Below are 26,147 nucleotides of genomic sequence, written 5' to 3'. Positions count from 1 at the left end.
CACCGCCGCCGGCCCGGGGCCGCCCCCGTGCGCAGCGCCGCCGCCCCTCCCGCGGGACCGCCCGACCGTGCCGCCCCATCGGGCACACTGGCCTGAACCCGCACCATTCAGGGGAGCACAGCGTGAGCACGCACACCGGAGAGCCACCGCAGGGACCCCGTACGACCGCGCAGCCGTCGTCGCCCCACCCCGAACAGGAAGATGCCGCCGGGGCCGCGTTGGAGCAGCGGGACCCCCGGGTCCGCCCCCGTCCCCGGCACGATCCGCTCGCCGCCCTGCGCACCCCGAAGGACCCGCCCCGGGACGTCTACCTGACCGGGCCGGTCTCCCTCGACATCATCTTCACCGGACTCGACTGCGCCCCCGTCCGCGGCACCGAGTCCTGGGCCCGCGGCATGGGCTCCAGCCCCGGCGGCGTCGCCAACATGGCCACCGCCCTGGCCCGACTCGGCCTGCGCACCTCGCTCTCCGCCGCCTTCGGCGACGACCACTACGGCGAGTACTGCTGGGACGCCCTCGCCCGCGGCGAGGGCGTCGACCTCACTCCCTCCCGGAGGGTCCCCGGCTGGCACTCCCCGGTCACCGTCTCCATGGCCTACGAGGGCGAGCGCACCATGGTGTCCCACGCCCACGAACCCCCGCCCGCCGCCGGGGCCACCGACCCGCACCGGGGCCCCGCGACCCCGGCCCGGGCCGCCGTCGCCTCCCTCGCCCCCGGCACCCGCGAGCCCTGGATCGGGGCCGCCGCCCGCGCCGGGACCCGCCTGTTCGGCGACGTCGGGTGGGACGAGACGGGCCGCTGGGACCTGGACGCGCTGCCCGACCTCGCGCACTGCGAGGCGTTCCTGCCCAACGCGGCGGAGGCGATGCGCTACACCCGCACCAGCTGCCCCCGCGCCGCCGCCCACGCCCTCGCCGAGCGGGTGCCGGTCGCCGTCGTCACCCTCGGTGCCCAGGGCGCCTACGCCGTCGACGGACGCACCGGGGAGACCGCTCAGGTGCCCGCCATCGAGGTCGAGGCGCTGGACCCGACCGGCGCCGGCGACGTGTTCGTGGCCGGCTTCGTCACCGGCACCCTCGCGGGCTGGCCGCTCGCCGACCGGGTGGCCTTCGCCGGGCTCACCGCCGCCCTGTCCGTCCAGGAGTTCGGCGGCTCGCTCTCCGCCCCCGGCTGGACCGAGGTCGCCGCCTGGTGGCGCCGGGTGCGCGGCTACGGCCCCCAGGACCCGGCCGCCCTGGCCCGCTACGCCTTCCTCGACGAACTGGACCCCCCGCTGCCGGCCACCGCCCGCCCCTGGCCGCTGCGGCGCGCGGTGCCCACCATCGGCTTCCGCGCCCCCGGGTGACCCTCGCCCCGGGCGGGCACCGGGAAAAGGGCTCGGTGCCCGCTCGGGGGGCGTCGTACCCTGGGCAGTGCACAGGCGCGCCGCACCACGCCGCGCCACCGCACGAGGAGGACGAGCAGGCCACAGCGCCGGCCCATGACGCACACACCCACAAACCACGCCTCGGCACCGGGCCCGGCCCGCGCCCGGTTCGCCGTTCCGGCCAAGCACCCCATGGTCACCGTGCTCGGCTCCGGGGACTCCCTGCTGCGCGTGATCGAGGAGGCCTTCCCGGCCGCCGACATCCACGTCCGCGGCAACGAGATCAGCGCCGTCGGCGACCCCGGTGAAGTCGCCCTGATCCAGCGCCTGTTCGACGAGATGATGCTGGTGCTCCGCACCGGGCAACCGATGACGGAGGACGCGGTGGAACGCTCGATCGCCATGCTCAGGGCGAGTGAGAACGGCGAGGGGGAAGGGGCGGAGACCCCGGCCGAGGTCCTGACCCAGAACATCCTCTCCTCCCGGGGCCGCACCATCCGCCCCAAGACCCTCAACCAGAAGCGCTACGTCGACGCCATCGACAAGCACACCGTGGTCTTCGGCATCGGCCCGGCGGGCACCGGCAAGACCTATCTGGCCATGGCCAAGGCCGTGCAGGCCCTCCAGTCCAAGCAGGTCAACCGGATCATCCTGACCCGCCCCGCGGTGGAGGCCGGCGAGCGTCTCGGCTTCCTGCCCGGCACCCTCTACGAGAAGATCGACCCGTATCTGCGGCCCCTCTACGACGCGCTGCACGACATGCTGGATCCGGATTCGATTCCCAGGCTGATGGCCGCCGGGACCATCGAAGTGGCGCCTCTGGCCTATATGCGGGGGCGTGCACAGCCGATCTTCACCAAGGTGCTCACCCCTGAGGGTTGGCGCGCCATCGGTAGCCTCCGCGTCGGTGACCTGGTGGTCGGCTCGAACGGCGAACCCACTCCGGTGCTTGGTGTCTATCCCCAGGGGGAGAAGGACATCTACCGAGTGACCGCGCAGGACGGCTCGTGGACCCTGTGCTGCGGTGATCACCTGTGGACCGTGCGCACGGCCTCCGATCGCCGGCGTGACAAGCCCTGGCGGGTCTTGGAGACCAAGGAGATGATCGGCAACCTCCGGGCCGCGCACGCGCGCCGCTACGAGCTGCCGCTGCTGACCTCCCCGGTCCGGTTTCCGGAGCGTCCGGTTCCCATGGACCCCTACGCCTTGGGTCTGCTGTTGGGCGACGGCTGCCTCACGGGTACGACGACCCCGTCGTTCTCCACGGCTGATCCCGAACTCGTGGAGGCTTTGGAAGCCGCGTTGCCCGGGGTGTCGGTCCGCCACCGAGGCGGCCCCGACTACGTCCTCAACCGGATCGCCTCCCCGGGGGACGTGATCACCCTGGAGAATCCGGTCACGGCCGTGCTCCGGCAGTTGGACCTGTGGGGCAGCCGCTCCCACACGAAGTGCGTCCCGGACGACTACCTGCAGAACACCCCCGAGGTCCGGATCGCGCTTCTCCAGGGGCTCCTCGACTCGGACGGGGGACCGGTCACCCAGTCCGACCGTACGTGCCGCGTCCAGTACACGACCACGTCCATCGTGCTGCGGGACGACGTCATCGGCCTGGTGCAGTCGCTGGGCGGGGTGGCCTACACCCGCCGCCGAGCGGCTACCGGACGCCGACCCGGTCGGGCGTCCGGTCGTCCTGTCGAGCACCGGCGGGACGCGCACATCGTCGACATCCGGCTACCGGAGGGCATCGAGCCCTTCCGGCTGCGCCGCAAGGCCGAGAAGTACGCCGCCACGGGTGGCGGCCGTCCGATGCGATTCATCGACTCCATCGAGCCAGCGGGCCGCGAGGAGGCGGTGTGCATCCAGGTGGCGGCAGAGGACTCCCTGTACGTCACCGAGAACTACCTGCTGACGCACAACACCCTCAACGACGCCTTCATCATCCTGGACGAGGCGCAGAACACCAACCCCGAGCAGATGAAGATGTTCCTCACCCGGCTCGGCTTCGACTCCAAGATCGTCATCACCGGTGACGTCACCCAGGTCGACCTCCCGAGCGGCACCAAGTCCGGGCTGCGGCAGGTGCAGGAGATCCTGGACGGGGTCGAGGACGTCCACTTCTCCCGGCTCACCTCCCAGGACGTGGTCCGGCACCGGCTGGTCGGCCGTATCGTCGACGCGTACGAGAAGTACGACCACGCGAACAGCACCGAGCACGGCCCTGACCGCGGTCCCCGTCCGGGCCGCGGCGGTCGAGGGAAGTAGACCGGCACCACCATGGCGATCGACGTCAACAACGAATCCGGCACCGAGGTCGACGAGCACGCGATCCTCGACATCGCGCGCTACGCGCTCGCCCGGATGCGCATCCACCCCCTGTCCGAACTGTCCGTGATCGTCGTCGACGCCGACGCCATGGAACAGCTGCACGTCCAGTGGATGGACCTGCCCGGGCCCACCGACGTCATGTCCTTCCCGATGGACGAGCTGAGGCCGCCCTCCAAGGACGACGAGGAGCCCCCACAGGGGCTGCTCGGGGACATCGTGCTCTGCCCCGAGGTCGCCGAGCGGCAGGGGCGCGAGGCCCCCACCCGGCACACCATGGACGAGGAACTGCAACTCCTCACCGTCCACGGGGTGCTGCACCTGCTCGGCTACGACCACGAGGAGCCGGACGAGAAGGCCGAGATGTTCGGCCTCCAGGCGGCCATCGTCGACGGCTGGCGTCAGGAGAAGGGCCACACCGGTCCGTCGCCGGCGCCCACGGTCTCCTGAACCGATGAGCGTCCCCCTCGTCCTCGGTGCGGTGCTGTTGGTCGTCGTGGCGTGGCTCGCCGCCTGCGCCGAGGCGGGCCTCGCCCGGGTGTCCAGCTTCCGCGCCGAGGAGGCCGTGCGCGGCGGCCGGCGCGGCGCGGCGAAGCTGGTGCAGGTCGCCGCCGACCCCACCCGCTACCTGAACGTGGCCCTGCTGGTGCGGGTGGCCTGCGAGATGGCCGCCGCCGCCCTGGTCACCTACGCCTGCCTCCAGGAGTTCGACCGGACCTGGGAGGCGCTGCTCCTCGCGATCGGCGTGATGGTCCTGGTGTCGTACGTGGCGGTCGGCGTCTCGCCCCGCACCATCGGACGGCAGCACCCGGTGACCACGGCGACCCTGGCCGCCTACGTGCTGGTGCCGCTGGCCCGGGTGATGGGCCCGATCCCCTCGCTGCTGATCCTGATCGGCAACGCGCTCACCCCCGGCAAGGGCTTCCGGCGCGGCCCGTTCGCCTCCGAGGCGGAGCTGCGGGCGCTGGTCGACCTCGCCGAGAAGGAGTCGCTGATCGAGGCGGAGGAGCGCCGGATGGTGCACTCCGTGTTCGAACTGGGCGACACCCTGGTGCGGGAGGTGATGGTGCCGCGCACCGACCTCGTCGTCATCGAACGGTGGAAGACCATCCGCCAGGCCCTCACGCTGGCGCTGCGCTCCGGGTTCTCGCGCATCCCGGTCACCGGGGAGAACGAGGACGACGTCGTGGGCGTCGTGTACCTGAAGGACCTGGTCCGTAAGACGCACATCAGCCGGGACGCCGAGGCGGAGCTGGTGTCCACGGCGATGCGGCCGGCGGTGTTCGTCCCCGACACCAAGAACGCGGGCGACCTGCTGCGCGAGATGCAGCAGGCGCGCAACCACGTCGCCGTCGTCATCGACGAGTACGGGGGGACGGCGGGGATCGTCACCATCGAGGACATCCTGGAGGAGATCGTCGGGGAGATCACCGACGAGTACGACCGGGAGCTGCCGCCGGTGGAGGTCCTCGGGGACGGCCGCCACCGGGTGACCTCCCGCCTCGACATCGGCGACCTCGGCGAGTTGTACGGGCTGGAGGCGTACGACGACGAGGACGTGGAGACGGTCGGCGGGCTGCTCGCCAAGGCCCTGGGCCGGGTGCCCATCGCGGGCGCCCACGCCGCGGTGACGCTGCCGGACGGGCGGCGGCTGCGGCTGACCGCGGAGACGGCCACCGGTCGCCGCAACAAGATCGTCACGGTGCTGGTGGAGCCGGAGGGGGAGGGGCCCCGGTGACGCCGGGTCGGCTGCGGGCGCTGTGCCTGTCGTTCAACGCGGCCGTCGAGGAGTTCCCGTTCGGTCCCGACACCCCCGTCTACAAGGTGCGGGGCAGGATGTTCGCCCTGATCCGGCCCGACCGGCAGCCGCTCACCGTGAACCTGAAGTGCGACCCCGAGGACGCGGTGCGGCTGCGCGCCGACCACCCGGGGGTGGTGCTCCCCGGCTACCACATGAACAAGCGGCACTGGAACACGGTGACCGTCGGGGAGCTGCCCGCCCGGCAGGTGCGGGAGCTGGTCGAGGACTCCTACGACCTGGTGGTGGCCGGCTTGCCGCGGGCCGAACGACTGCGGCTGGACCGCCCGTAGCCCGGGGCGACGGGCCGCCTAAGCTGGGGGCATGAGTGAGAGCGAACTGGGCGCCGAGGACCGCAAGATCGTGACCCTGGCGCGTTCCGCGCGGGCCCGCAACGGGGTGGCCGAGGGGGCCGCCGTGCGGGACGAGAACGGTCGGACGTACGTGGCGGGGACGGTGGCGCTGCCCTCGCTGGGGCTGAGCGCGCTGCGCACCGCGGTGGCGATGGCCGTCGCCTCCGGCGCGACCTCCCTGGAGGCCGCCGCGGTGGTGACCGAGGCCGGGGGCGCCCCGGACGAGGACCTGGCCGCGGTCCGCGACCTCGCCGGCGCCGGCACCCCGGTGCACCTGGCCGGCCCGGACGGCGTCCTGCGCCGCACCGTCACCGCCTGAGCGGCGTCCGCGCCCGCCGGGCGGCGGGCTGGGTGCGGCGGGGCCCCGCCGATCGGGGACAATGGGCACCATGAGCGTCCGTACCCCGTCATCCGAGCCCGCCGAGGCCACCCACCGGTCTGGCTTCGCCTGCTTCGTGGGGCGGCCCAACGCGGGCAAGTCCACCCTCACGAACGCCCTGGTCGGCCAGAAGGTGGCGATCACCTCCAACCGGCCGCAGACCACCCGGCACACCGTCCGGGGCATCGTGCACCGTCCGGACGCCCAGCTGGTGCTGGTGGACACCCCGGGCCTGCACAAGCCCCGGACGCTCCTCGGTCAGCGCCTGAACGACGTGGTCCGCACCACCTGGGCCGAGGTGGACGTGATCGGCTTCTGCCTGCCGGCGGACCAGAAGCTGGGCCCGGGCGACCGCTTCATCGCCAAGGAACTCTCGGAGATCAAGCGGACGCCCAAGGTGGCGATCGTCACCAAGACCGACCTGGTGGACCCCAAGACCCTCGCCGAGCAGCTCATCGCCGTGGACCAGCTGGCCAAGGAGCTGGGCTTCGAGTGGGCGGAGATCGTGCCGGTGTCCGCGGTCGGCGACCGACAGGTCGACCTCCTCGCCGACCTGCTGGTCCCGCTGCTGCCGAAGGGCCCCGCCCTGTACCCGGAGGGCGACCTCACCGACGAGCCCGAGCAGGTCATGGTCGCCGAGCTGATCCGCGAGGCGGCGCTGGAGGGCGTGCGGGACGAGCTGCCGCACTCGATCGCCGTGGTCGTCGAGGAGATGCTCCCCCGCGAGGACCGTCCCGCCGACCGCCCGCTGCTCGACATCCACGCCTTCGTCTACATCGAGAGGCCCAGCCAGAAGGGCATCGTCATCGGCCCCAAGGGCAAGCGGCTCAAGGAGGTCGGGATCAAGTCCCGCAAGCAGATCGAGGCGCTGCTCGGCACCCCGGTCTTCCTGGACCTGCACGTGAAGGTGGCCAAGGACTGGCAGCGCGACCCGCGCCAGCTCCGCAAGCTCGGCTTCTGACCCGGCCGGCGGGCTCAGTCCCGCGGCAGCTGGTTGTCCGGGACGGGCGGCCCGCCCAGCGGCTCGGCGGCCACGAGCGTCCAGGAGCGGTCCCTCCCGAGGCGGAAGACGAACCGGTGCTCCGCCAAGAACTCCGTCGTCACCGCCTCGCCGCCGCCCGGGGGCGGCCGGCGGGTGAGGGCGGTCTCCTCGACCATCCGCGCGGTGGCGGTGTCACCGGCCACCGTGACCCGGTCCACGGCGACCGTGGACCGGGCCGCTGCGTAGGCGTCCTCCACGTCCGGTGCGGGTTCCCCTCCGGACCGGGCGAGCTTCCCGAAGAGGACCTTCTCCTCGGCGAGCAGGCCCGGGCTGAGGCGCACCGGGCCGCGGCTGCCGTCGGCCGGCGCCGGAGGGTCCAGCAGGGCCCCCGTCCGCCGCTCGATGACCGCCTCGGCCGACCGGGCGAAGAGTTCCTCGGTGTCCTCGGTCACCGGGGTGTCCGAGGAGGTGTCGGCCGCGGAACAGCCGGTCAACGCCGTGGCGACGACACCGAGCGCGACGAACGCGCGCAACGAACGTGTGCGAGTCATGAAGTCCCCCTGGAACGCAGGCTCTTGATGCCCCTACTCGCACAAGTGTGCCGTGCCGCGAAGGAAGCGGGGGTGCCTGCCCGACGCGAGCGCGCTAAGCACCCTCCTTGAGGACCCTGCGCACCAACTCCCGCTGGGCGTTGGTGAGTCGGGGGTCGGCGCAGTACGCCGTGCGGCCGTCCACCGTGATCCGGTACTGGAAGCCGTCCGGCACCCCGATGGGGGGCGCCGTGCGGGCGCCGGCCAGGGCGCGCTCGGCCAGCGCGTGCCAGGTCTCGGCGTCCGGGCGGTCGGTGGTGTCCACCTCCGCCCGGCGCTCGATCCCCGCGAACCCTCCGGTGCGCCGCACGACGATGCGCATGTCGGTGTCCCCACTCCCGGTCAGTTCGTCGGCACGCCCACCGACGACCAGGCCTTCGTCACGGCCTCCAGCACGTCGCCCTCACCGTACCGGGCGCTGGCTGCGGACAGGGTCAGCCGGGCGAACTCCGAGAAGTCGGCGTCCGGGGCCAGTTCGCCGCCGCTGAGGGTGTCGTACCAGACCTGGCCGGCGCGCTCCCAGGCGTTGCCGCCGAGTTCGGTGGCGAACAGGTAGAAGGCGTGGTTCGGGATGCCCGAGTTGATGTGGACGCCGCCGTTGTCCTGGTTGGTGCGGACGTAGTCGTCCATGGTGGCGGGCTGCGGGTCCTTGCCGAGGACGTCGTCGTCGTACGCGGTGCCCGGGGCCTTCATCGAGCGCAGGGCCACGCCCTGGACGTCCGGGCCGAGCAGTCCGGCGCCGATCAGCCAGTCCGCGTCCGCGGCTCGCTGGCCCAGGCCGTACTGCTTGATCAGCACGCCGAACACGTCGGCGACGGACTCGTTGAGGGCGCCCGACTGGCCGTAGTACTCCAGATTGGCGGTGTACTGGACGACGCCGTGGGTCAGTTCGTGCCCGATGACGTCCACCGGGAGGGTGAAGTCGAGGAAGAGGTCCCCGTCCCCGTCGCCGAACACCATCTGCTCGCCGTTCCAGAAGGCGTTGGAGTACTCGCGGCCGTAGTGGACGGTCGCGATCAGCGGCAGCCCGGCGTCGTCGATCGAGTGCCGGCCGTACACCTTCAGGTACAGGTCGAAGGTGGCGCCGAGACCGGCGTGGGCGCGGTTGACGGTGGCGTCCCGGGTCGCCGGGTCGGTCTCGCCGCGGACCTTGCGGCCCGGCAGGACCTCCCGCCGCTGGGCGTCGTGGACCCGCCGGTCGGGCTGGTCGGAGGGGGCCGCCGGGCCGGGGACCGCGGCCCGCAGGGTGGTGATCCGCCGGCGGGTGCGCTGTGCGGCGTCGAGTTCCAGCGTGCGGCGCGCGAGCTCCGCCCGGGCGGCGTCGTCCGCCTGGGCCAGCTTGTCGAGGACGTGCGGGGGGACGACGGTGCAGAAGACGGGCCGGTGGCCCGTTCGCTGTGGTGTCATGACCGCAATGTGGCAGTCGGTCACTTGGATGTCACCACAGGTGACGGAGATTTGGCGAAAAGGAGTGAAGCCGAGGGGCGCGGGGAGTGACGGGCGGGGTCGTGGGCACGGGGCGGGCCGGGTGTGACGCGGGGGAGCGGATGCGGGCGCCGGCGCGGAGCCGGGGGCGCGCCCGTCCCGCCTTCCTCGCACGTCCCGCATACTGGGACGAGTCACCGGCCTCGGGGCGGGTCGGCTACGCTGCACGAACCATGCGTTTCGGGCTGCTTCTCCTTAGCTGCCGCGGCGAGGGCCTGTAAGTCGTAGGCCGACCCCCTCCCCGCGGAGTTCGGTGTTGCGCTCAGCCGTCGGCCGTCCCCCGTGGACCAAGAGGAGCCCTACGCATCATGTCCAGCCCTTCCCAGCCCGCTGCCGGCCGTGCGCCCGTGGGACGCGCCACGCCGATCACCAACGCGACGCACCTCCAGCGGGCCACCACGATGCCGATCCACAAGTACCGGCCCTACGAGCAGGTCGACATCGCCGACCGCAGCTGGCCGGACAACCGGATCACGCAGGCGCCCCGCTGGCTCTCCACCGACCTGCGCGACGGCAACCAGGCGCTGATCGACCCCATGTCGCCCGCCCGCAAGCGGGAGATGTTCGACCTGCTGGTGGCCATGGGCTACAAGGAGATCGAGGTCGGCTTCCCGGCCTCCGGACAGACCGACTACGACTTCGTCCGGTCGATCATCGAGGACGAGGGCGCGATCCCCGAGGACGTGACGATCTCCGTGCTCACCCAGGCCCGCGAGGACCTGATCGAGCGGACCGTGGAGTCGCTGGTGGGTGCCCGGCGGGCCACCGTCCACCTGTACAACGCGACCGCCCCGGTCTTCCGCCGGGTCGTCTTCCGGGGCTCCAAGGAGCAGATCAAGCAGATCGCCGTCGACGGCACCCGCCTGGTCGTGGAGTACGCCGAGAAGCTGCTGGACGACCGCACCACCTTCGGCTACCAGTACAGCCCCGAAATCTTCACCGACACCGAGCTGGACTTCGCGCTGGAGGTCTGCGAGGCGGTGATGGACGTCTGGCAGCCGGAGGCCGGCCGGGAGATCATCCTCAACCTGCCCGCCACCGTCGAGCGCTCCACGCCCGCCACCCACGCCGACCGCTTCGAGTGGATGGGCCGCAACCTGTCCCGCCGCGAGTTCGTCTGCCTGTCTGTGCACCCGCACAACGACCGCGGCACCGCCGTCGCCGCCGCCGAGCTGGCCCTGATGGCCGGCGCCGACCGCGTCGAGGGCTGTCTGTTCGGCCAGGGCGAGCGCACCGGCAACGTCGACCTGGTCACCCTGGGCATGAACCTGTTCTCTCAGGGCGTCGACCCGCAGATCGACTTCTCCCGCATCGACGAGGTCCGCCGCACCGCCGAGTACTGCAACCAGATGGAGGTCCACCCGCGCCACCCGTACGTGGGCGACCTCGTCTACACCTCCTTCTCCGGCTCCCACCAGGACGCCATCAAGAAGGGTTTCGACGCCATGGAGGCGAGCGCCGCCGCCCAGGGCAAGGCCGTCGACGACATCGAGTGGGCCGTCCCCTACCTGCCCATCGACCCCAAGGACGTGGGCCGCTCCTACGAGGCGGTGATCCGCGTCAACTCGCAGTCCGGCAAGGGCGGCATCGCCTACGTGCTGAAGAACGAGCACAAGCTGGACCTGCCGCGCCGGATGCAGATCGAGTTCTCGAAGATCATCCAGGCGAAGACCGACGCCGAGGGCGGCGAGGTCACCCCCGCCGACATCTGGAACGTCTTCCGCGACGAGTACCTGCCCAACCCGGACGACCCGTGGGGCCGCGTCCAGCTGCGCACCGGCCAGTCCACCACCGACACCGACGGCACCGACTCGCTGACCGTCGAGGCCACCGTGGACGGCGCGGACACCGTGCTGAGCGGCACCGGCAACGGTCCCATCTCCGCGTTCTTCGACGCCCTCCAGTCCATCGGCATCGACGTGCGCCTGCTGGACTACCAGGAGCACACCATGAGCGAGGGCGCGTCCGCCCAGGCCGCGTCCTACATCGAGTGCGCGATCGACGGCAAGGTGCTGTGGGGCGTCGGCATCGACGCGAATACGACACGTGCGTCCCTGAAGGCGGTCGTCTCCGCGGTGAACCGCGCCGCCCGCTGACCCCGCGACCTGCACGTCCCCGGCTCCGGCCGCCCTTCGCGGCGGTCGGAGCCTGGTCGGGTTACGGCCAGCTTCACGTCGTGGGTACTGACGGCAGCGGGTTGATGTGGCTAACATCACGCCAGCACGGCGAGGTTGCCATGACGTTGCGGAGGTGTGGCGTGCTGCCGAACAAAGGACCCACCGGCCGCGGTGACCGCTGGAGCCGGTTGCTGGGGGTCCGCACCTCCTGGACGACCGTCGCGGACGGGACGTTCTTCTGCCCGGGCTGCGGCGGCGACCGCAACTACGAACGCCGCACCGGCCACCGCCGGTTCGCCGTGCTCGGCATCCCGCTGCTGCCCCGCGGGACGACCGGACCCGTCGTGGAGTGCATGACCTGCCAGGAGCGCTTCGGCACCGACGTCCTCGACCGCCCCACCACCGGACGGTTCGCCGCGATGCTCCGCGACGCCGTGCAGACCATCGCCCTCGCCGTCCTCGCGGCCGGCGGCACCGGCGCCCGGTGCACCGTCGAGGTGGCGCTCAGCGCCCTGCGACAGGCCGGCTACCGGGAGTGCGACGAGGAACAGCTCGTCACCCTCGTCGAGGCCGTCAGCGTCGACACCGGTCGCCTGCCCGGCCTCTACGGGGACAGCGGCCTCACCGGCTTCGCCATCGAACTCCACGAGGCCCTCGAACCGCTCGCCCCGCACCTGGCCGCCCCCGGCCGGGAGCGCCTCCTCTTCCAGGGCGCCCGCATCGCCCTCGCGGACGGCCCCTACACCCCCGCCGAGCGCGACATCCTCGCCACCGTCGGCCGTGCCCTCACCCTTGGCCCCGAGGACGTCAACCGTCTGCTCACCGAGGCCCGGACCACGCCGTCCTAGCCAGCGGGGGCGCTCCGCCCGCGAGGGACGCAGCGCCCCCGGGCTCAGTGCCGGACCAGGCAGAACGGGTGGCCGGCCGGGTCCGCGTACACCCGCCAGCTCCGTCCCGGCCCGCCGGCGTCCAGGACGCGGGCGCCGGCCGCGAGGACCGCGTCATGGGCGAGGTCCAGGTCCGGCACCGTGAGGTCGAGGTGGAGCTGTTGGGGGAGGGCCGGGTCCGGCCAGGTGGGCGGACGGTGGTCGGCGGTCCCCTGGAAGGCCAGCACCTGCCCCGCAGGGGTGTGCAGGGTCGACCACTGCGCGCTGAGGTTCCAACCGGCGTCGGGGCGGTCGATCTCGCCGCCCAGGAGCGCCGCGTAGAAGCGGGCCAGTTCGGTGGGTTCGGGACAGTCCAGGACCACGCACTGCAACTCGGCGATCATGCCCCGATCGTAGGCCCGGGGGACCGTCGTCCGCGCGCTCGTTTCCGGTCCTCGGGCCGTGGGCCGACCGGGTCCCGGGGTGCGGGAGAATGGGGCCATGAGTCTGTTCCGGGACGACGGCGTCGTGCTGCGGACCCAGAAGCTCGGTGAGGCCGACCGGATCATCACCCTTCTGACCCGCGGCCACGGCAGGGTGCGCGCCGTCGCCCGGGGAGTGCGCCGCACCAAGTCCAAGTTCGGTGCCCGACTCGAACCGTTCTCCCACGTCGACGTGCAGTTCTTCGCCCGCGGCAGCGAACTGGTGGGCCGCAGCCTCCCGCTGTGCACCCAGAGCGAGACGATCGCCCCGTACGGCGGCGGCATCGTGGCCGACTACGCCCGCTACACCGCGGGCACGGCGATGCTGGAGACCGCGGAGCGGTTCACCGACCACGAGGGGGAGCCGGCCGTCCAGCAGTACCTGCTGCTCGTCGGGGCGCTGCGGACCCTGGCGCGGGGGGAGCACGAGCCGCACCTGGTGCTGGACGCGTTCCTGCTGCGGTCGCTCGCCGTCAACGGGTACGCGCCCAGCTTCGGCGACTGCGCCCGGTGCGGCCTGCCCGGCCCGAACCGCTTCTTCTCGGTGGCGGCCGGCGGCAGCGTCTGCGGGGACTGCCGGGTGCCCGGCAGCGTCGTACCCTCGCCGCAGGCCCTGGAACTCCTCGGGGCCCTGCTCACCGGCGACTGGCCCACCGCCGACGCCTGCGAACCGCGGCACGCCCGCGAGGGCAGCGGGCTGGTGTCGGCGTATCTGCACTGGCATCTGGAGCGCGGTCTGCGCTCCCTGCGTTACGTAGAGAAGTCCTAGGTAGGAGAGACGACCCCGCATGGCACGACGTGGATTCCTCGGCCGTTCCCGGCGCGAGTACAAGACCCCCGAGCCGCACCCGTCCGGTGCCCGTCCTCCCAAGCTCCCCGGCGAGCTGGTGCCCAAGCACGTGGCGGTGGTCATGGACGGCAACGGCCGCTGGGCCAAGGACCGCGGGCTGCCGCGCACCGAGGGCCACAAGGTGGGGGAGGGCGTCGTCCTCGACGTGTTGAAGGGCTGTCTGGAGCTGGGGGTGAAGAACCTCTCGCTGTACGCCTTCTCCACCGAGAACTGGAAGCGCTCGCCGGACGAGGTCCGCTTCCTGATGAACTTCAACCGGGACGTCATCCGCCGTCGCCGGGACGAGATGGACGAACTCGGCATCCGCATCCGCTGGGTGGGCCGGATGCCGAAGATGTGGAAGTCGGTCGTCCAGGAACTCCAGATCGCCCAGGAGCAGACCCGGGACAACGACGCCATGACGCTGTACTTCTGCGTCAACTACGGCGGGCGGGCCGAGGTCGCGGACGCGGCCCAGGCCATCGCCCGGGACGTGGCCGCCGGCAAGCTGGACCCGGCGAAGGTCAACGAGAAGACCTTCGCCAAGTACCTGTACTACCCGGACATGCCGGACGTGGACCTGTTCCTGCGGCCCAGCGGCGAGCAGCGCACGTCCAACTACCTGATCTGGCAGAGCAGTTACGCCGAGATGGTGTTCCAGGACGTGTTGTGGCCGGATTTCGACCGACGTGACCTGTGGCGGGCCTGCCTGGAGTACGCCTCCCGGGACCGGCGCTTCGGCGGGGCGATCCCCAACGAGCAGCAACTCCTCACGGGCGGCGCCGGCTGAGGTGCCGGCCGGGACGGGGCGGCCCCGGCGGGCCGCTCAGTCCTTGCCCGACTCCGCACACTCGGCGCAGGTGCCGAAGACCTCCACGGTGTGGGCCACGTTGACGAAGCCGTGTTCGGTGGCGATCGTCTCGGCCCACTTCTCCACCGCGGGCCCCTCCACCTCGACGGCCTTGCCGCAGGCGCGGCAGACCAGGTGGTGGTGGTGTTCGCCGGTGGAGCACCGGCGGTAGACGGCCTCGCCCTCGGAGGTGCGCAGGACGTCGACCTCGCCGGCGTCGGCGAGGGACTGGAGCGTGCGGTAGACCGTGGTGAGGCCGACCGAGTCGCCCTTGTGCTTGAGCATGTCGTGCAGTTCCTGAGCACTGCGGAACTCGTCCACCTCTTCGAGTGCTGCCGCCACTGCCGCACGCTGGCGGGTGGACCTGCCTCGAACCGGGGCTGTCACGATGGCCTCCTCGCTGGTCTCCTGCCCGGCCATTGTGCCAGGCGCCGACCCCCCGGTGCGGAGCGACGATCGGTCGTCCGCCGTGTCCCCCGATTCCCTCCCGTTCCTCCGCGTCGCGGTGGTTTCCTCCCTGTTGGCGGCCTTCGGGCGTCAGCGCGAGGTGGGCACCGCGCACTCCAGGGTGCTGCCCTCGGCGGACGCCTCCGCGGCGGCCCGGGCCCGGGCGCGGCGCCGTGCCAAGGGGGTGGCGAGGAGGGTCAGGGCGATGAAGACGCCGATGGTGAGCAGGACGATCGTCGCGCCGGGCGGAACGTCCTGGTAGTACGAGGTCACCGTGCCGCCGAGGGCCACCGAGACCCCGATGGCGACGGCCACCGCGAAGGTCGCGGCGAAGGAGCGGGTCAACTGCTGGGCCGCGGCCACCGGCACCACCATCAGCGCGCTGACCAGCAGCAGTCCGACGACCCGCATGGCCACGGTGACCGTGACCGCGGCCGTCACCGCCGTCAACAGGTTCAGCAGCCGCACCGGCAGCCCGGTGACCCGGGCGAACTCCTCGTCCTGGCTGACCGCGAAGAGTTGCCGCCGCAGGCCGACCGTCACCAGCACCACGAACCCGGCCAGCAGGCAGATCGCCGCCACGTCCTCGGAGGAGACCGTGGACAGCGAGCCGAACAGGTAGGAGTTCAGGTTGGCGTTGGAGCCGCCGGGCGCGAGGTTGATGAACATGACGCCGCCGGCCATGCCGCCGTAGAACAGCATGGCGAGGGCGATGTCCCCGCGGGTCTTGCCGTACCAGCGGATCAGCTCCATGATCACGGCGCCGAGCACGGAGACGGCCATCGCCATCCACACCGGGGACGCCGACAGCAGGAAGCCGAGGCCGACGCCGGTCATCGCGACGTGGCCGATGCCGTCGCCCATCAGCGACTGGCGCCGCTGGACCAGGTAGATGCCCACGGCCGGGGCGATGACGCCGACGAGCACGGCGGCGAGCAGCGCCCGCTGCATGAAGGCGTAGTCGAGAATCTCCATGGCCGTCGTCCTCAGCTCAGCAGTCCCGTGCGCAGCGGCTCGGGGCCGTCCGCGTGCGGGTGTACGTGGTCGTGGCCGGGGAGCGCGTGCTGTCCCACGGCCTTGGGGGGCGGTCCGTCGTGCAGGACGCAGCCGTCCCGCAGGACGACCGCCCGGTCGATCAGGGGCTCCAGCGGGCCCAGCTCGTGCAGCACCAGCAGCACCGAGACGCCCGCCGCGACCTGCTCGCGCAGGGTGGTCGCCAGCACCTCCTGGCTGGCCAGGTCGACGCCGGCCATCGGCTCGTCCATGATCAGGAGCTCGGGTTCGGCGGCCAGGGCGCGGGCGATCAGCACCCGCTGGTGCTGGCCGCCGGAGAGCGCGTCGACGGGGTCCTTGGCCCGGTCGGTCAGGCCGACCCGGTCCAGCGCTCCGCGCACCGCGGCCCGGTCGGCGCGGCCCAGCAGCCCGAACCGGGTGCGGGCCAACCGTCCGGAGGTGACGACCTCGGTGACGGTGGCCGGGACGCCGCTGGCCGCGGTGGTGCGCTGCGGCACGTAGCCGACGCGCGCCCAGTCGCGGAAGCGGTGGCGGGGGGTGCCGAACAGTTCGACGGTGCCGTCGTCGATCGGGACCTGGCCGATGATGGTGCGCACCGCGGTGGACTTGCCGGAGCCGTTGGCCCCGAGCAGCGCCACGACCTCGCCGCGGTGGACGGAGAGGTCGATCCCGCGCAGCACCGGGCGGGAGCCCAGGGAGGCCGTCACACCGCGCAGGGCGATGACCGGGTCGTCGTGCCCTCGGGTGTCGACGTGGTCGCGTGCGGTGGTCATTTCGCCCCCAGTGCGGTCCGCAGGGCGGTCAGGTTGGCCTCCATGACCTGGAAGTAGTCCTCGCCGCGGGAGTGGTCGGTGATCCCCTCGACCGGGTCGAGGACGTCGGTGCGCAGCCCGGTGTCGGCGGCGAGGGACTTCGCGGTGCGGTCGGAGACCAGGGTCTCGTAGAAGACGGTGGTCACGCCGTCGGCCTTCGCGACCTTCTGGAGGTCCTTGATCCGGGCGCCGCTCGGCTCGGTCTCGGGGTCGAGGCCGCTGATCGACTCCTCGGTCAGCCCGTAGCGGTCGGCGAGGTAGCCGAAGGCGGAGTGCGTGGTGATGAAGACCTTGGTGCGGGTGTTGCGCAGCCCGTCGGCGAACGCCTCGTGCAGCGAGTCCAGCCGCTTCACCAGGGCCTCGGTGCGGTCGCGGTAGACGGCGGAGTGGTCGGGGTCGGCCTTCGCCAGGGCCGCGCCGACCCCTTCGGCGACCTCGGCGTAGCGCACCGGGTCCAGCCAGACGTGGGGGTCGGGGCCCTCGTGGTCGTGGGCGTGGCCGTGGTCCTCGTGGGCGTCCTCGCCCTCGGTGCCGTGCTCCTCGGCGTGTGCGTCCGGCTCGCCGTGCTCGTCGCCGTCCTGGTGGGCGTGGCCCTCCTCGCCGTGTGCGGGCTCCTTCGCGGGGGCGTCCGGGCCGGTCTTCTCCAGGTCGGTGAGGGTGGTGGCGTCGACCTTGGCGCGGGCCTCGGACTGCTCGACCGCCTCGTCCACGGCGGGCTGGAGCCCCTTCAGGTACAGGACGAGGTCGGACTCCTCCATCGCGGCCCGCTGCCGGGCGCTGACCTCCAGGTCGTGCGGTTCCTGGCCGGGCTCGGTCAGGGTGGTCAGCCGCACCCGGTCGCCGCCGATCTCCTCGACCAGGTAGCCGAGCGGGTAGAACGACGCCGTGACGTCCAGCCCGGGCCCGCCGCGGTCCTCCCCGGACGCGTCGGCGGCTCCGCAGCCGGTGAGGGCGGCGAGGCCGAGGACCGCGGTGGTCGCGACGGCGGTGCCGGGTATCAGGCGTCGTACGTTCATGACACTCATTTTCAACAAAACTGGAAACGATTGTCAATAAACCGCTCTGTCGCCCAGATCACTCGAACGAGACCTTGAGGGCGCCCGTCACCCGTGATCCACTTCCGCCCGCCCCGGGCGCCCGGCCCCCGGGACGGGACCCGGACGCCGTCCGCGGTCCGGCCGGCGGACTTTGGCATTCGGAGTTGGCCCGGTCCGTGCCTGCGCCGTAACCTTGGGCATTCGCTCGGAAGCATTCGCTTCGCGCCGTCGTCACCCGTCGTCATCCGTCGTAATGAAGAGAGCACCGTGGCCGCCGACAAGATCGACACCATCGTCAGCCTGAGCAAGCGCCGTGGCTTCGTCTACCCGTGCAGCGAGATCTACGGGGGCCAGCGCGCCGCCTGGGACTACGGGCCGCTGGGCGTCGAGCTCAAGGAGAACATCAAGCGCCAGTGGTGGCGCTACATGGTCACGTCCCGCGAGGACGTCGTCGGCATCGACTCCTCGGTGATCCTCGCCACCGAGGTCTGGGAGGCGTCGGGCCACGTCGCCACCTTCACCGACCCGCTCACCGAGTGCACCTCCTGCCACAAGCGCTTCCGCGCCGACCACCTGGAAGAGGCGTACGAGGCGAAGCACGGCCGCCTCCCCGAGAACGGCCTCACCGACGTCAACTGCCCCAACTGCGGCAACAAGGGCCAGTTCACCGAGCCCAAGCAGTTCTCCGGCCTGCTCGCCACCCACCTCGGCCCGACCCAGGACAGCGGCTCCGTCGCCTACCTGCGCCCCGAGACCGCGCAGGGCATCTTCACCAACTTCTCCCAGGTCCAGCAGACCTCGCGGCGCAAGCCCCCGTTCGGCATCGCCCAGATGGGCAAGTCCTTCCGCAACGAGATCACGCCCGGCAACTTCATCTTCCGCACCCGCGAGTTCGAGCAGATGGAGATGGAGTTCTTCGTCAAGCCGGGCGAGGACGAGCAGTGGCAGGAGTACTGGATGGAGCAGCGCTGGAACTGGTACACCGGCCTGGGCCTGCGCGAGGAGAACATGCGCTGGTACGAGCACGCGCAGGAGAAGCTCTCCCACTACTCCAAGCGCACCGCCGACATCGAGTACCGCTTCCGCTTCGGCGGCAACGAGTGGGGCGAGTTGGAGGGCGTCGCCAACCGCACCGACTACGACCTGTCCGCGCACTCCAAGGCGTCCGGCCAGGACCTGTCGTACTTCGACCAGGAGGCCGGCGAGCGCTGGACCCCCTACGTCATCGAGCCCGCCGCGGGCGTCGGCCGCACCATGCTGGCCTTCCTCCTGGACGCCTACGTCGAGGACGAAGCCCCCAACGCCAAGGGCAAGTTGGAGAAGCGCGTCGTGCTGCGCCTCGACCCGCGCCTGGCGCCGGTCAAGGTCGCCGTGCTGCCGCTGTCCCGCAACCCGGAGCTGTCGCCCAAGGCCAAGGGCCTGGCCACCGCGCTGCGCCAGCACTGGAACATCGAGTTCGACGACGCCGGCGCCATCGGCCGTCGTTACCGCCGTCAGGACGAGATCGGCACCCCGTTCTGCGTCACCGTCGACTTCGACACCCTCGACGACAACGCGGTCACCGTCCGGGAGCGCGACTCGATGAAGCAGGAGCGGGTCTCCCTCGACCAGATCGAGGGCTACCTCGCCGCCCGCCTGATCGGCTGCTGAACCCGCCGCCACCGGGCCGGGGGACCCGGCCCGGTGGCGCACCCCCGGCCCCGGCCCCGCACGCGCGGGAACCGGGGCCGGGCTCGTGTGCGCCGGCGGTGCTCAGCCGGACGTGGTGGCGCTGGCCGCCGACGTCCTCGACGATCGAGGGCGGCAGTGCGGCGGCAGCGTGACGTCTTCGCCCGGTTGAAGCCCCGCCCGGACGGTCACCGCGGATCACCTCACCAGCGCGCCGCCCGGGCGTGGAAGGTCAGGCCCGGCCACGCCTGCACCGGCTCCGCCGAGCGCACGATGCGGCCCGCGCACAGCTTGCGCGCGGCGAGCCCGTCCACGATCCGCGGGATCGCCGCCAGGGTGTTCGGCAGTCCGTCGTGGAGCAGGACGATCCCGCCCGGCCGCACGGCCAGCGCGTTCGCCACCACCGCGTCGGTGGGGATGCCGCTCCAGTCGACGGTGTCGGTCGTCCAGATGACCTCGGTCATCCCCAGCCGTGCCGCGTCCTGCCGGGTCCGGGCGTCGGTGCTGCCGAACGGCGGACGGAAGAGCCGCGGCGCCCGGCCCGTCTGCTCCCTCACCAGCCGGCTGGTGTCGCGCAGTTCCGCGAACGCGGCGGCGGCGTCCAGGGCGACCAGGTTCGGGTGCGTGTACGAGTGGTTGCCGATGTGGTGGCCCGCCGCGGCGATCCGCCCGGTGCCCTCCGGACGCTCCCGGGCCGCCGCACCGGTCACGAAGAAGGTGGCCCTGACGTCGGCGTCCCGCAGCGCCTTCAGATACGCGGGGGTGGCGGCGGTCGGACCGTCGTCGAAGGTGAGGGCCACGTAACCGGCCGAGCAGTCCCGCTCGGGGTCGTCCTCGGCCCGGGCGGTCCCGGGCAGCAACGCCACCGTCACCAGGGCGGCCAGGGCGGCACCGAGCCAGGCCCGCGGCCTGCTGTGCTTCGTCATGTCGTGCGTACCGTTCCTCTCGATCGGACGGGTCGCCGTGGTCGGGGGCGACCCCGGACCGGGTCCGGGCCCGCGCTCCTGACACGTGCCGCCCGGGGACGGACGTCCGTCCCCTCACGTGTCCGCCCCCACCACGCGGCCGGGTCCGCACGCCCGTGCGTTCCCGACCGGGTGCCATTGAACTGGAGCCGGCGGCACGGCGGTACGAGAACCGGGGATTCCGCCCGGACCCGGAGCCCCGGGGTAACTTGGCCGGTGTGACTGCCCTGGCCATCGAAGAGGTCCGCCTCACCGCCTTCAAGAGCTTCCGCGGCGAGGCGCTCCCGTTGGCGCCCCTCACCGTGCTGATCGGGCGCAACGGCAGTGCCCACGGCGCCCACCCGCGGCGAACTCCTCGCGGCCTGCGGCCCCTTGGCGCCCCTGTTCGAGCGGGGACTGCGCCCGCACCCCGAGGGTTGGCGGCTGGGCTGCCACCCCGAGGACATGATCGACTCGGACGCCCGGCTGCTCGGGGACCACGGGGAGGTCTGGTCGGCCTCCGAGTGCCCCGCGCTGCTGCTGCACACCGGCCCGGTGATCGTCTCCGCCGGCCGTCCCCGCTCGCGACCGCCTTGCGTCGGACGGCCGCGGGCCCGCCCCCGCCGCGGTACCCGCAGGTGACGCAGGAGCGACGTTCGGGCACAGCGGGTCACCGGCCCGGGGCCGTCGGCCACCCGGGTGCGGTCGCGGACCCCAGCCCGGGGACGGGACGCTCCCGCGGTGCGCGACAATGGGAGTGCCCCCGTCCCCGCACCCCTCGATGGTCGACACCGCGATGACATCCCCCGAAACCCCCGCCACCGCCCCGGCGCCCGCCCTCGCCATCGGCCCGCACCCCGTGCACCCGCCGGTGGTGCTCGCCCCCATGGCGGGCATCACCAACGCGCCCTTCCGCACGCTGTGCCGGGAGTTCAGCGGGGGCAAGGGGCTGTTCGTCAGCGAGATGATCACCACCCGGGCCCTGGTCGAGCGCAACGAGAAGACCATGCAGCTCATCCGGTTCGACGCCAGCGAGACCCCGCGCTCGCTCCAGCTGTACGGAGTGGACCCGGCGACCGTGGGCAAGGCGGTGCGGATGATCGCCGAGGAGGGCCTCGCCGACCACATCGACCTGAACTTCGGCTGCCCCGTCCCCAAGGTCACCCGCAAGGGCGGCGGCTCCGCGCTCCCGTACAAGCGGAACCTGTTGCGGTCGATCCTGCGCGAGGCGGTGACCGGGGCCGGGGACCTCCCGGTGACCATGAAGATGCGCAAGGGCATCGACGAGGACCACCTCACCTACCTGGACGCCGGCCGGATCGCCGTCGAGGAGGGGGTCACCGCGATCGCCCTGCACGGGCGGACCGCCGCCCAGCACTACGGGGGCACCGCCGACTGGGACGCGATCGCCCGGCTCAAGGAGCACGTGCCGGAGGTCCCCGTCCTCGGCAACGGCGACATCTGGTGCGCCGAGGACGCGCTGCGGATGGTCCGCGAGACGGGCTGCGACGGCGTGGTGGTGGGCCGCGGCTGTCTGGGACGGCCCTGGCTCTTCGCCGACCTCGTCGCCGCCTTCGAGGGCACCGGCGGCCCGGCCGCGCCCCCGCTGGCCGAAGTGGTGCGGGTCATGGTGCGGCACGCGACCCTGCTGGGGGAGTGGCTGGGCGACGAGGCGCGGGGCGTCATCGACTTCCGCAAGCACGTCGCCTGGTACCTGAAGGGCTTCGCGGTCGGCTCCGAGATGCGCAAGCGGCTCGCCGTCACCTCCTCGCTCGCGGAACTGGCGGAGGGACTGGCGGAACTGGACCTCGACCAGTCCTGGCCCGCGGGCGCGGACGGCCCCCGCGGGCGCACCTCCGGCAACAACCGGGTGGTGCTGCCGGAGGGCTGGCTGAAGGACCCGTACGACTGCGCCGGTGTCGGCGAGGACGCGGAACTCGACACCTCCGGCGGCTGACGGCCCGCGCCGGCCTCAGCCGGCGCGGTCGCCCACCGCGGTGAGCAGGGCCAGCGGCGTCGCCGCGGAGCGCGACTGGCGCACCCCGGAGTGCGGGTGGGGCACCGGCACCGGATGGGTGTCGCGGGGATGGCCCGACAGGACCTCGGGCACCCGGTTGCCGCCCGCCCGGGCGGCGGCCAGCACCCCGCGCGCCACCGTGCGCGCCTCCGCGTGCAGCCCGTAGCGGGCCAGCCCCAGGGCGATCACCGCGTTGTCGTGCGGCCACACCGCGCCCCGGTGCGAGGAGAGCGGGTGGTAGGCGCCCTGCCCGGCGGCGAGGGTGCGCACGCCCCAGCCGGAGAAGAAGTCCGGGGCCAGCAGCCGCCGCCCCACCGCCCGGCCGTGCTCCTCGTCCAGCAGCCCGGACCACAACAGGTGCCCGGCGTCCGAGCCGAGGGCGTCCAGCGGCTTGCCGTGCTCGTCCAGGGCGAGGGCGGGGAAGTCGTGCTCGGCCATCCAGAAGTCCCCGGGGAACCGGGTCCGCAGCGCGGTCGCGGTCCGGTTCAGCCGGGCCGCGTACGCCGGGTCGGCCCAGGCGGTGCGGGCCAGGAAGGTGGCCCTGCGCAGGGCGTCGTACGCGTAGCCCTGGGCGCCCGCGGCCCGTACCGGGCCCGTCGCGGGGGTGCCGTCCGCGCGGCAGATCGCGCCGGGGGAGTCCTTCCAGCCCCGGCCGGCGGGCCCGGACCCGTCCGCGCGGTGGACCAGGTAGCCGTGTTCGGCGAGCCCGCCGTGGTCGAGCAACCAGTCGACGGCGGCCCGGGCGTGCGGCTCCAGGCGCCGGGCGAGCGTGCGGTCCCCGGTGGTCGCGGTGTAGGCGCCGAGCAGCACCAGGAACAGCGGGGTGGCGTCCACGGAGCCGTAGCAGCGGCCGTACGGCACCTGCCCGAAGTGGGCCAACTCCCCGTGCCGTACCTCGTGCACGATCTTCCCCGGCTCGGGGGCCTCGGCGCCGGCCTGGGTCGCGGCGAGCGCGGCGAGGGTGGCGGCGGCCAGCGCCGGCAGGTGCTCCACGCTGAACAACGAGGTCAGCAGGGCGTCCCGGGCGAGCATCGCGGAGAACCACGGGACGCCCGCGGCCGGTACCCGTACGTCCTCGCCGTCCGGGCCGGTGGCCGGCACCCGGAGCACGGCCAGATCGGCGAGGCCCTGGGCGCAGACGTCCGCCAGGCCCGGCCATTCGGGACGCGGGTCGAGTCGGGTGCGCGGGGTCAACTCGTCTTGCAGAGCCCGGAGTTCGCGGATCACCTCGCCGGGTGACCCGGGTACCCGGGCGGGGTGCGGGGCCCCGTGCGGATGGGCGGTGACCCTGAGCAGCAGTTCGACGGTGCCCTCCGGGGGCAGTTCCAGCGCCCACACCAGCCGGCGGGCCCCGGTGCCGGTCTCCTCGACGGCGTCCGGAGCGGGCGTGCACACGACTTCGGTGCGGGAGGCCCACTCCCCGCGGTGGTAGTCGAAGACCACCCCGTCCCCGGTGGCCCGGCGGGCGCGCACGGCACCGGTCTTGCAGTAAGTGCGGTGGTCGTGGCGGAGTTCGAACGGGTCGGCGAAGTCGGCGTCGACGGTCAGGGCCAGGCGCACCGCGGTGGGCACCGCCCGGTTGCCCACCACCCGCAGCGACTCCACCAACCCGTGCTCCGCGACCGCCTGTTCGCGCAGCACGGTGCAGGAGGGCGGCTCTTCGAGGCCGACCCGCGGCACCAGCACGCAACGGGCGGTGTCTCCGGGTTCCACCGGCACGAGCACCCACGGCACCGCACCGTCCACGGTGAGTTGCCAGCGGCTCAGGTGCCGGGCGTCCCGGACGAACAGCCCGTCCGGGGCGTGACCGGAGTGCGTCCCGGTGATCTCACCGCCGACCCCCACGGAGACGAACGTCCCGCCGTGCACCAGGACATGGCGCGGATCGGTCAACATCGGTGACTCCTTCGTCCCGTGGTCCGGCGGGTGCGCGGGCAGGCGGAGGCGGGGCGCCGGGGCGCCCCGGTGGTGCGCCTGCCGGGCGGGGCCGGGGTGGCGACCATTTAACAGGGTGCCCCGGCCCGGCGTGACGGTTACGGCGCGCGTCACACCCACCCGGTGCGCACGCCGGCGGTCGGGTCCCCATGCGCGTCGTCCGGGAGCACGACGGTGCGCCGTGCCGGGGCTCCCGGGCTCCGCGGCGGAGCGGGCCGTTCACCTGTCCGGTGGACCTGATTGCGGGCGTGACCCGGGCGGGGGTCGGGGCGTTGGGCTCCAGAGAGTCCGGGGGAGCATCCGGGCGCTGTCGGCGCTCCGGTGTCGAGACACCGGGCAGGTGCGCATCTTCGGGCGGGACCGGGGGCCGCCGTGTGAACGGAAGGATTTCCGATGACTCGTAGTGAATCGCGACTTCTCGCCCCCGCGCCGGAAGGCAGCGGGCTTTCGGGGGTGCAGGGAGATCCGGGTCCGCCGTACGTGGGGTACGCGCTGGCCATGATGCGTGACCCGGTCAGGCTCCACCGGGACCGGATGGAGCGCTACGGCCCGGTCTCCTGGGGCAACTTCCTGGGCCGCCCCTTGGTGACCGTCCAGGGGCCGGAGGCCGCCGAGGTCGTGCTGACCAACCAGGACCGGGCGTTCGCCTCCGGCCCCGCCTGGGACTTCTTCATCGGTCCGTTCTTCGACCGGGGGCTGATGCTGCTCGACTTCGAGGAGCACCTGGCCCACCGCCGGCTGATGCAACAGGCGTTCACCCGGGAGCGGATGGTCGCCTACCTCGACCGGGTCCACGACATCGCGGAGCGCGGCATCGGTTCCTGGCAGCCGGGCCGGCAGACCCTGCTGCCGTTGTTCCGCCGGCTGGCCACGGACATGGCGATCAGCGCCTTCGTGGGGCTGGAGTTGGGCAGCGGGGAGATCCGCCGGGTGGAGCGGGCCTTCACGGAGGCGGTGCGGGCCGGGCTCGCCGTGGTCCGGGTGCCGGTGCCCGGGCTGCGCTGGAGCCGGGGCCTGAAGGCCCGCCGTCAATTGGTGGACTTCTTCGTCCGGCACATCCCGCAGAAGCGGGCGAACGGGGGCGAGGACCTGTTCGCGGCGCTGTGCACCGCCGAGACGGAGGACGGGCAGCGCTTCAGCGACTCCGAGATCGCCAACCACATGATCTTCATGCTGATGGCCGCGCACGACACCTCCACGATCACCCTGATGACCATGGCGTACCACCTGGCCCGCCACCCGGCGTGGCAGGAGCGCTGCCGCGCGGAGTCGCTGGCGCTCGGTCCGGGGGCGGCCACGACGGCGGAGTTGGACTCGCTGCGCTCGATGGACCTGGTGATGCGGGAGTCGCTGCGGCTCTGCGCGCCGGTGCCGCTGCTGCCGCGGGTGGCGGTGCGCGACACGGCGGTCCTCGGCTACCACATCCCGGCCGGGTCCCTGGTCAGCCTCACCATCCACACCAACCACCACATGCCCGAGCACTGGCCCGACCCGGAGCGCTTCGACCCGGAGCGCTTCGCGCCCGAACGGCAGTCGGAGATCACCCACCCGTACTCCTGGTTCCCGTTCGGCGGGGGCATCCACACCTGCATGGGCCGGCACTTCTCCGGCTTCCAGGCCAAGGCGGTCATGCACTGCCTGTTGCGCTCGCGCGCCTGGTCGGTGCCCGGGGACTACACCTGGACGCTCGACTTCAGCACGCTGCCGGTGCCGCGGGACGGGCTGCCCGTGACGCTGACCGCACCGGCCGACTGACCGGATCGCAGGGGCGCCTCCGGCGTGCGCGGGCGCGTCCGGATCGTGGGACGCGCGGGCCGGAGCCTACGTGATCCTCGCCACCCCTGAGTGGGTGG

Annotated in this window: 25 protein-coding genes; 15 read left to right on the top strand and 10 right to left on the bottom strand. The window is 72.7% G+C overall.

Annotated elements, in window-relative coordinates; all coding sequences use genetic code 11:
- Nucleotides 1–218 precede the first annotated feature (218 nt).
- From ABT092_RS01835 to era, 7 genes are all read left to right on the top strand, one after another.
- Entirely contained in the window at nt 219–1,346 is a 1,128-nt protein-coding gene (locus tag ABT092_RS01835; protein ID WP_351238807.1) for a carbohydrate kinase family protein, read from the top strand.
- Between the two features lie 135 nt (nt 1,347–1,481).
- Nucleotides 1,482–3,629: a PhoH family protein gene (locus ABT092_RS01830; RefSeq protein ID WP_351238648.1), complete on the top strand. Its 2,148-nt coding sequence runs from the start codon at nt 1,482–1,484 to the stop codon at nt 3,627–3,629.
- 12 nt (nt 3,630–3,641) lie between these two features.
- Complete coding sequence (gene ybeY, locus ABT092_RS01825; RefSeq protein WP_351238646.1) at nt 3,642–4,139, top strand: rRNA maturation RNase YbeY; 498 nt, start codon at nt 3,642–3,644, stop codon at nt 4,137–4,139.
- A 4-nt stretch (nt 4,140–4,143) separates the two neighbouring features.
- A complete protein-coding gene (locus ABT092_RS01820) occupies nt 4,144–5,427 on the top strand; it encodes a hemolysin family protein (protein ID WP_351238644.1) in 1,284 nt (427 codons plus the stop codon).
- Entirely contained in the window at nt 5,424–5,780 is a 357-nt protein-coding gene (locus ABT092_RS01815; RefSeq protein WP_351238642.1) for an MmcQ/YjbR family DNA-binding protein, read from the top strand. Before ABT092_RS01820 ends, ABT092_RS01815 begins: the two co-directional genes overlap by 4 nt.
- 31 nt (nt 5,781–5,811) lie before the next feature.
- Entirely contained in the window at nt 5,812–6,159 is a 348-nt protein-coding gene (locus tag ABT092_RS01810; protein WP_351238640.1) for a cytidine deaminase-like protein, read from the top strand.
- Between the two features lie 61 nt (nt 6,160–6,220).
- Nucleotides 6,221–7,180, top strand: coding sequence for a GTPase Era (era, locus tag ABT092_RS01805; protein ID WP_351238638.1), 960 nt, complete (start codon nt 6,221–6,223; stop codon nt 7,178–7,180).
- A 14-nt stretch (nt 7,181–7,194) separates the two neighbouring features.
- Here era and ABT092_RS01800 read toward each other — a convergent pair whose 3' ends face one another.
- The 3 genes from ABT092_RS01800 to ABT092_RS01790 all read right to left on the bottom strand — a co-directional run bounded on the left by ABT092_RS01800 (nt 7,195) and on the right by ABT092_RS01790 (nt 9,198).
- Nucleotides 7,195–7,752, bottom strand: coding sequence for a hypothetical protein (locus ABT092_RS01800; RefSeq protein ID WP_351238636.1), 558 nt, complete (start codon nt 7,750–7,752; stop codon nt 7,195–7,197).
- 94 nt (nt 7,753–7,846) lie between these two features.
- Entirely contained in the window at nt 7,847–8,113 is a 267-nt protein-coding gene (locus ABT092_RS01795; protein WP_351238634.1) for a protealysin inhibitor emfourin, read from the bottom strand.
- Between the two features lie 20 nt (nt 8,114–8,133).
- A complete protein-coding gene (locus tag ABT092_RS01790) occupies nt 8,134–9,198 on the bottom strand; it encodes a M4 family metallopeptidase (protein WP_351238632.1) in 1,065 nt (354 codons plus the stop codon).
- Between the two features lie 386 nt (nt 9,199–9,584).
- On the opposite strand from ABT092_RS01790, the gene leuA reads away from it, so the two are divergent.
- Together leuA and ABT092_RS01780 are read left to right on the top strand one after the other, a co-directional pair.
- Nucleotides 9,585–11,372 (top strand): 2-isopropylmalate synthase, encoded by a 1,788-nt coding sequence (leuA, locus tag ABT092_RS01785; protein ID WP_351238630.1) that lies wholly within the window; start codon nt 9,585–9,587, stop codon nt 11,370–11,372.
- A gap of 161 nt (nt 11,373–11,533) precedes the next feature.
- Nucleotides 11,534–12,241 carry a TerB family tellurite resistance protein gene (locus ABT092_RS01780; protein WP_351238628.1) on the top strand — a complete coding sequence of 236 codons (708 nt, stop codon included), beginning with the start codon at nt 11,534–11,536 and terminating at the stop codon, nt 12,239–12,241.
- A gap of 44 nt (nt 12,242–12,285) precedes the next feature.
- Here ABT092_RS01780 and ABT092_RS01775 read toward each other — a convergent pair whose 3' ends face one another.
- The gene (locus tag ABT092_RS01775; protein WP_351238626.1) at nt 12,286–12,663 is read right to left on the bottom strand and encodes a VOC family protein; all 378 of its coding nucleotides are present in this window, start codon (nt 12,661–12,663) and stop codon (nt 12,286–12,288) included.
- Between the two features lie 97 nt (nt 12,664–12,760).
- On the opposite strand from ABT092_RS01775, the gene recO reads away from it, so the two are divergent.
- Nucleotides 12,761–13,510: a DNA repair protein RecO gene (gene recO, locus ABT092_RS01770; RefSeq protein WP_351238624.1), complete on the top strand. Its 750-nt coding sequence runs from the start codon at nt 12,761–12,763 to the stop codon at nt 13,508–13,510.
- 19 nt (nt 13,511–13,529) lie between these two features.
- Nucleotides 13,530–14,360: an isoprenyl transferase gene (locus tag ABT092_RS01765; RefSeq protein WP_351238622.1), complete on the top strand. Its 831-nt coding sequence runs from the start codon at nt 13,530–13,532 to the stop codon at nt 14,358–14,360.
- Nucleotides 14,361–14,396: 36 nt separating this feature from the next.
- Here the strand turns inward: ABT092_RS01765 and ABT092_RS01760 are convergent, their stop codons facing one another.
- From ABT092_RS01760 to ABT092_RS01745, 4 genes are all read right to left on the bottom strand, one after another.
- On the bottom strand, nt 14,397–14,840 hold the full coding sequence (locus tag ABT092_RS01760) for a Fur family transcriptional regulator (protein ID WP_351238620.1): 444 nt from the start codon (nt 14,838–14,840) through the stop codon (nt 14,397–14,399).
- Nucleotides 14,841–14,957: 117 nt separating this feature from the next.
- Entirely contained in the window at nt 14,958–15,842 is an 885-nt protein-coding gene (locus ABT092_RS01755; RefSeq protein ID WP_351238618.1) for a metal ABC transporter permease, read from the bottom strand.
- Nucleotides 15,843–15,853: 11 nt separating this feature from the next.
- A complete protein-coding gene (locus ABT092_RS01750; RefSeq protein WP_351238616.1) occupies nt 15,854–16,654 on the bottom strand; it encodes a metal ABC transporter ATP-binding protein in 801 nt (266 codons plus the stop codon).
- Entirely contained in the window at nt 16,651–17,709 is a 1,059-nt protein-coding gene (locus tag ABT092_RS01745) for a metal ABC transporter substrate-binding protein (RefSeq protein ID WP_351238614.1), read from the bottom strand. The genes ABT092_RS01750 and ABT092_RS01745 overlap by 4 nt, the downstream gene beginning before the upstream one ends.
- Nucleotides 17,710–17,997: 288 nt before the next feature.
- Here ABT092_RS01745 and ABT092_RS01740 point away from each other — a divergent pair, with 288 nt between their 5' ends.
- Nucleotides 17,998–19,380: a glycine--tRNA ligase gene (locus tag ABT092_RS01740; protein ID WP_351238612.1), complete on the top strand. Its 1,383-nt coding sequence runs from the start codon at nt 17,998–18,000 to the stop codon at nt 19,378–19,380.
- Nucleotides 19,381–19,601: 221 nt separating this feature from the next.
- On the opposite strand, the gene ABT092_RS01735 is transcribed toward ABT092_RS01740, so the two are convergent.
- Entirely contained in the window at nt 19,602–20,324 is a 723-nt protein-coding gene (locus ABT092_RS01735) for a polysaccharide deacetylase family protein (RefSeq protein ID WP_351238610.1), read from the bottom strand.
- A gap of 363 nt (nt 20,325–20,687) precedes the next feature.
- Here ABT092_RS01735 and ABT092_RS01730 point away from each other — a divergent pair, with 363 nt between their 5' ends.
- Nucleotides 20,688–20,984 carry a hypothetical protein gene (locus ABT092_RS01730; protein ID WP_351238608.1) on the top strand — a complete coding sequence of 99 codons (297 nt, stop codon included), beginning with the start codon at nt 20,688–20,690 and terminating at the stop codon, nt 20,982–20,984.
- A 154-nt stretch (nt 20,985–21,138) separates the two neighbouring features.
- A complete protein-coding gene (gene dusB / locus ABT092_RS01725; protein WP_351238606.1) occupies nt 21,139–22,299 on the top strand; it encodes a tRNA dihydrouridine synthase DusB in 1,161 nt (386 codons plus the stop codon).
- A gap of 15 nt (nt 22,300–22,314) precedes the next feature.
- Here the strand turns inward: dusB and ABT092_RS01720 are convergent, their stop codons facing one another.
- Entirely contained in the window at nt 22,315–24,252 is a 1,938-nt protein-coding gene (locus ABT092_RS01720) for an amylo-alpha-1,6-glucosidase (protein ID WP_351238805.1), read from the bottom strand.
- Nucleotides 24,253–24,687: 435 nt separating this feature from the next.
- Between ABT092_RS01720 and ABT092_RS01715 the strand changes: the two genes are divergently transcribed.
- Entirely contained in the window at nt 24,688–26,049 is a 1,362-nt protein-coding gene (locus ABT092_RS01715; protein WP_351238604.1) for a cytochrome P450, read from the top strand.
- Nucleotides 26,050–26,147 lie beyond the last annotated feature (98 nt).

The sequence above is a fragment of the Streptomyces sp. NPDC002490 genome, assembly GCF_040296045.1.
Classification (GTDB): Bacteria; Actinomycetota; Actinomycetes; order Streptomycetales; family Streptomycetaceae; genus Streptomyces.
This window is presented reverse-complemented; position numbering and strand designations above follow the sequence as displayed.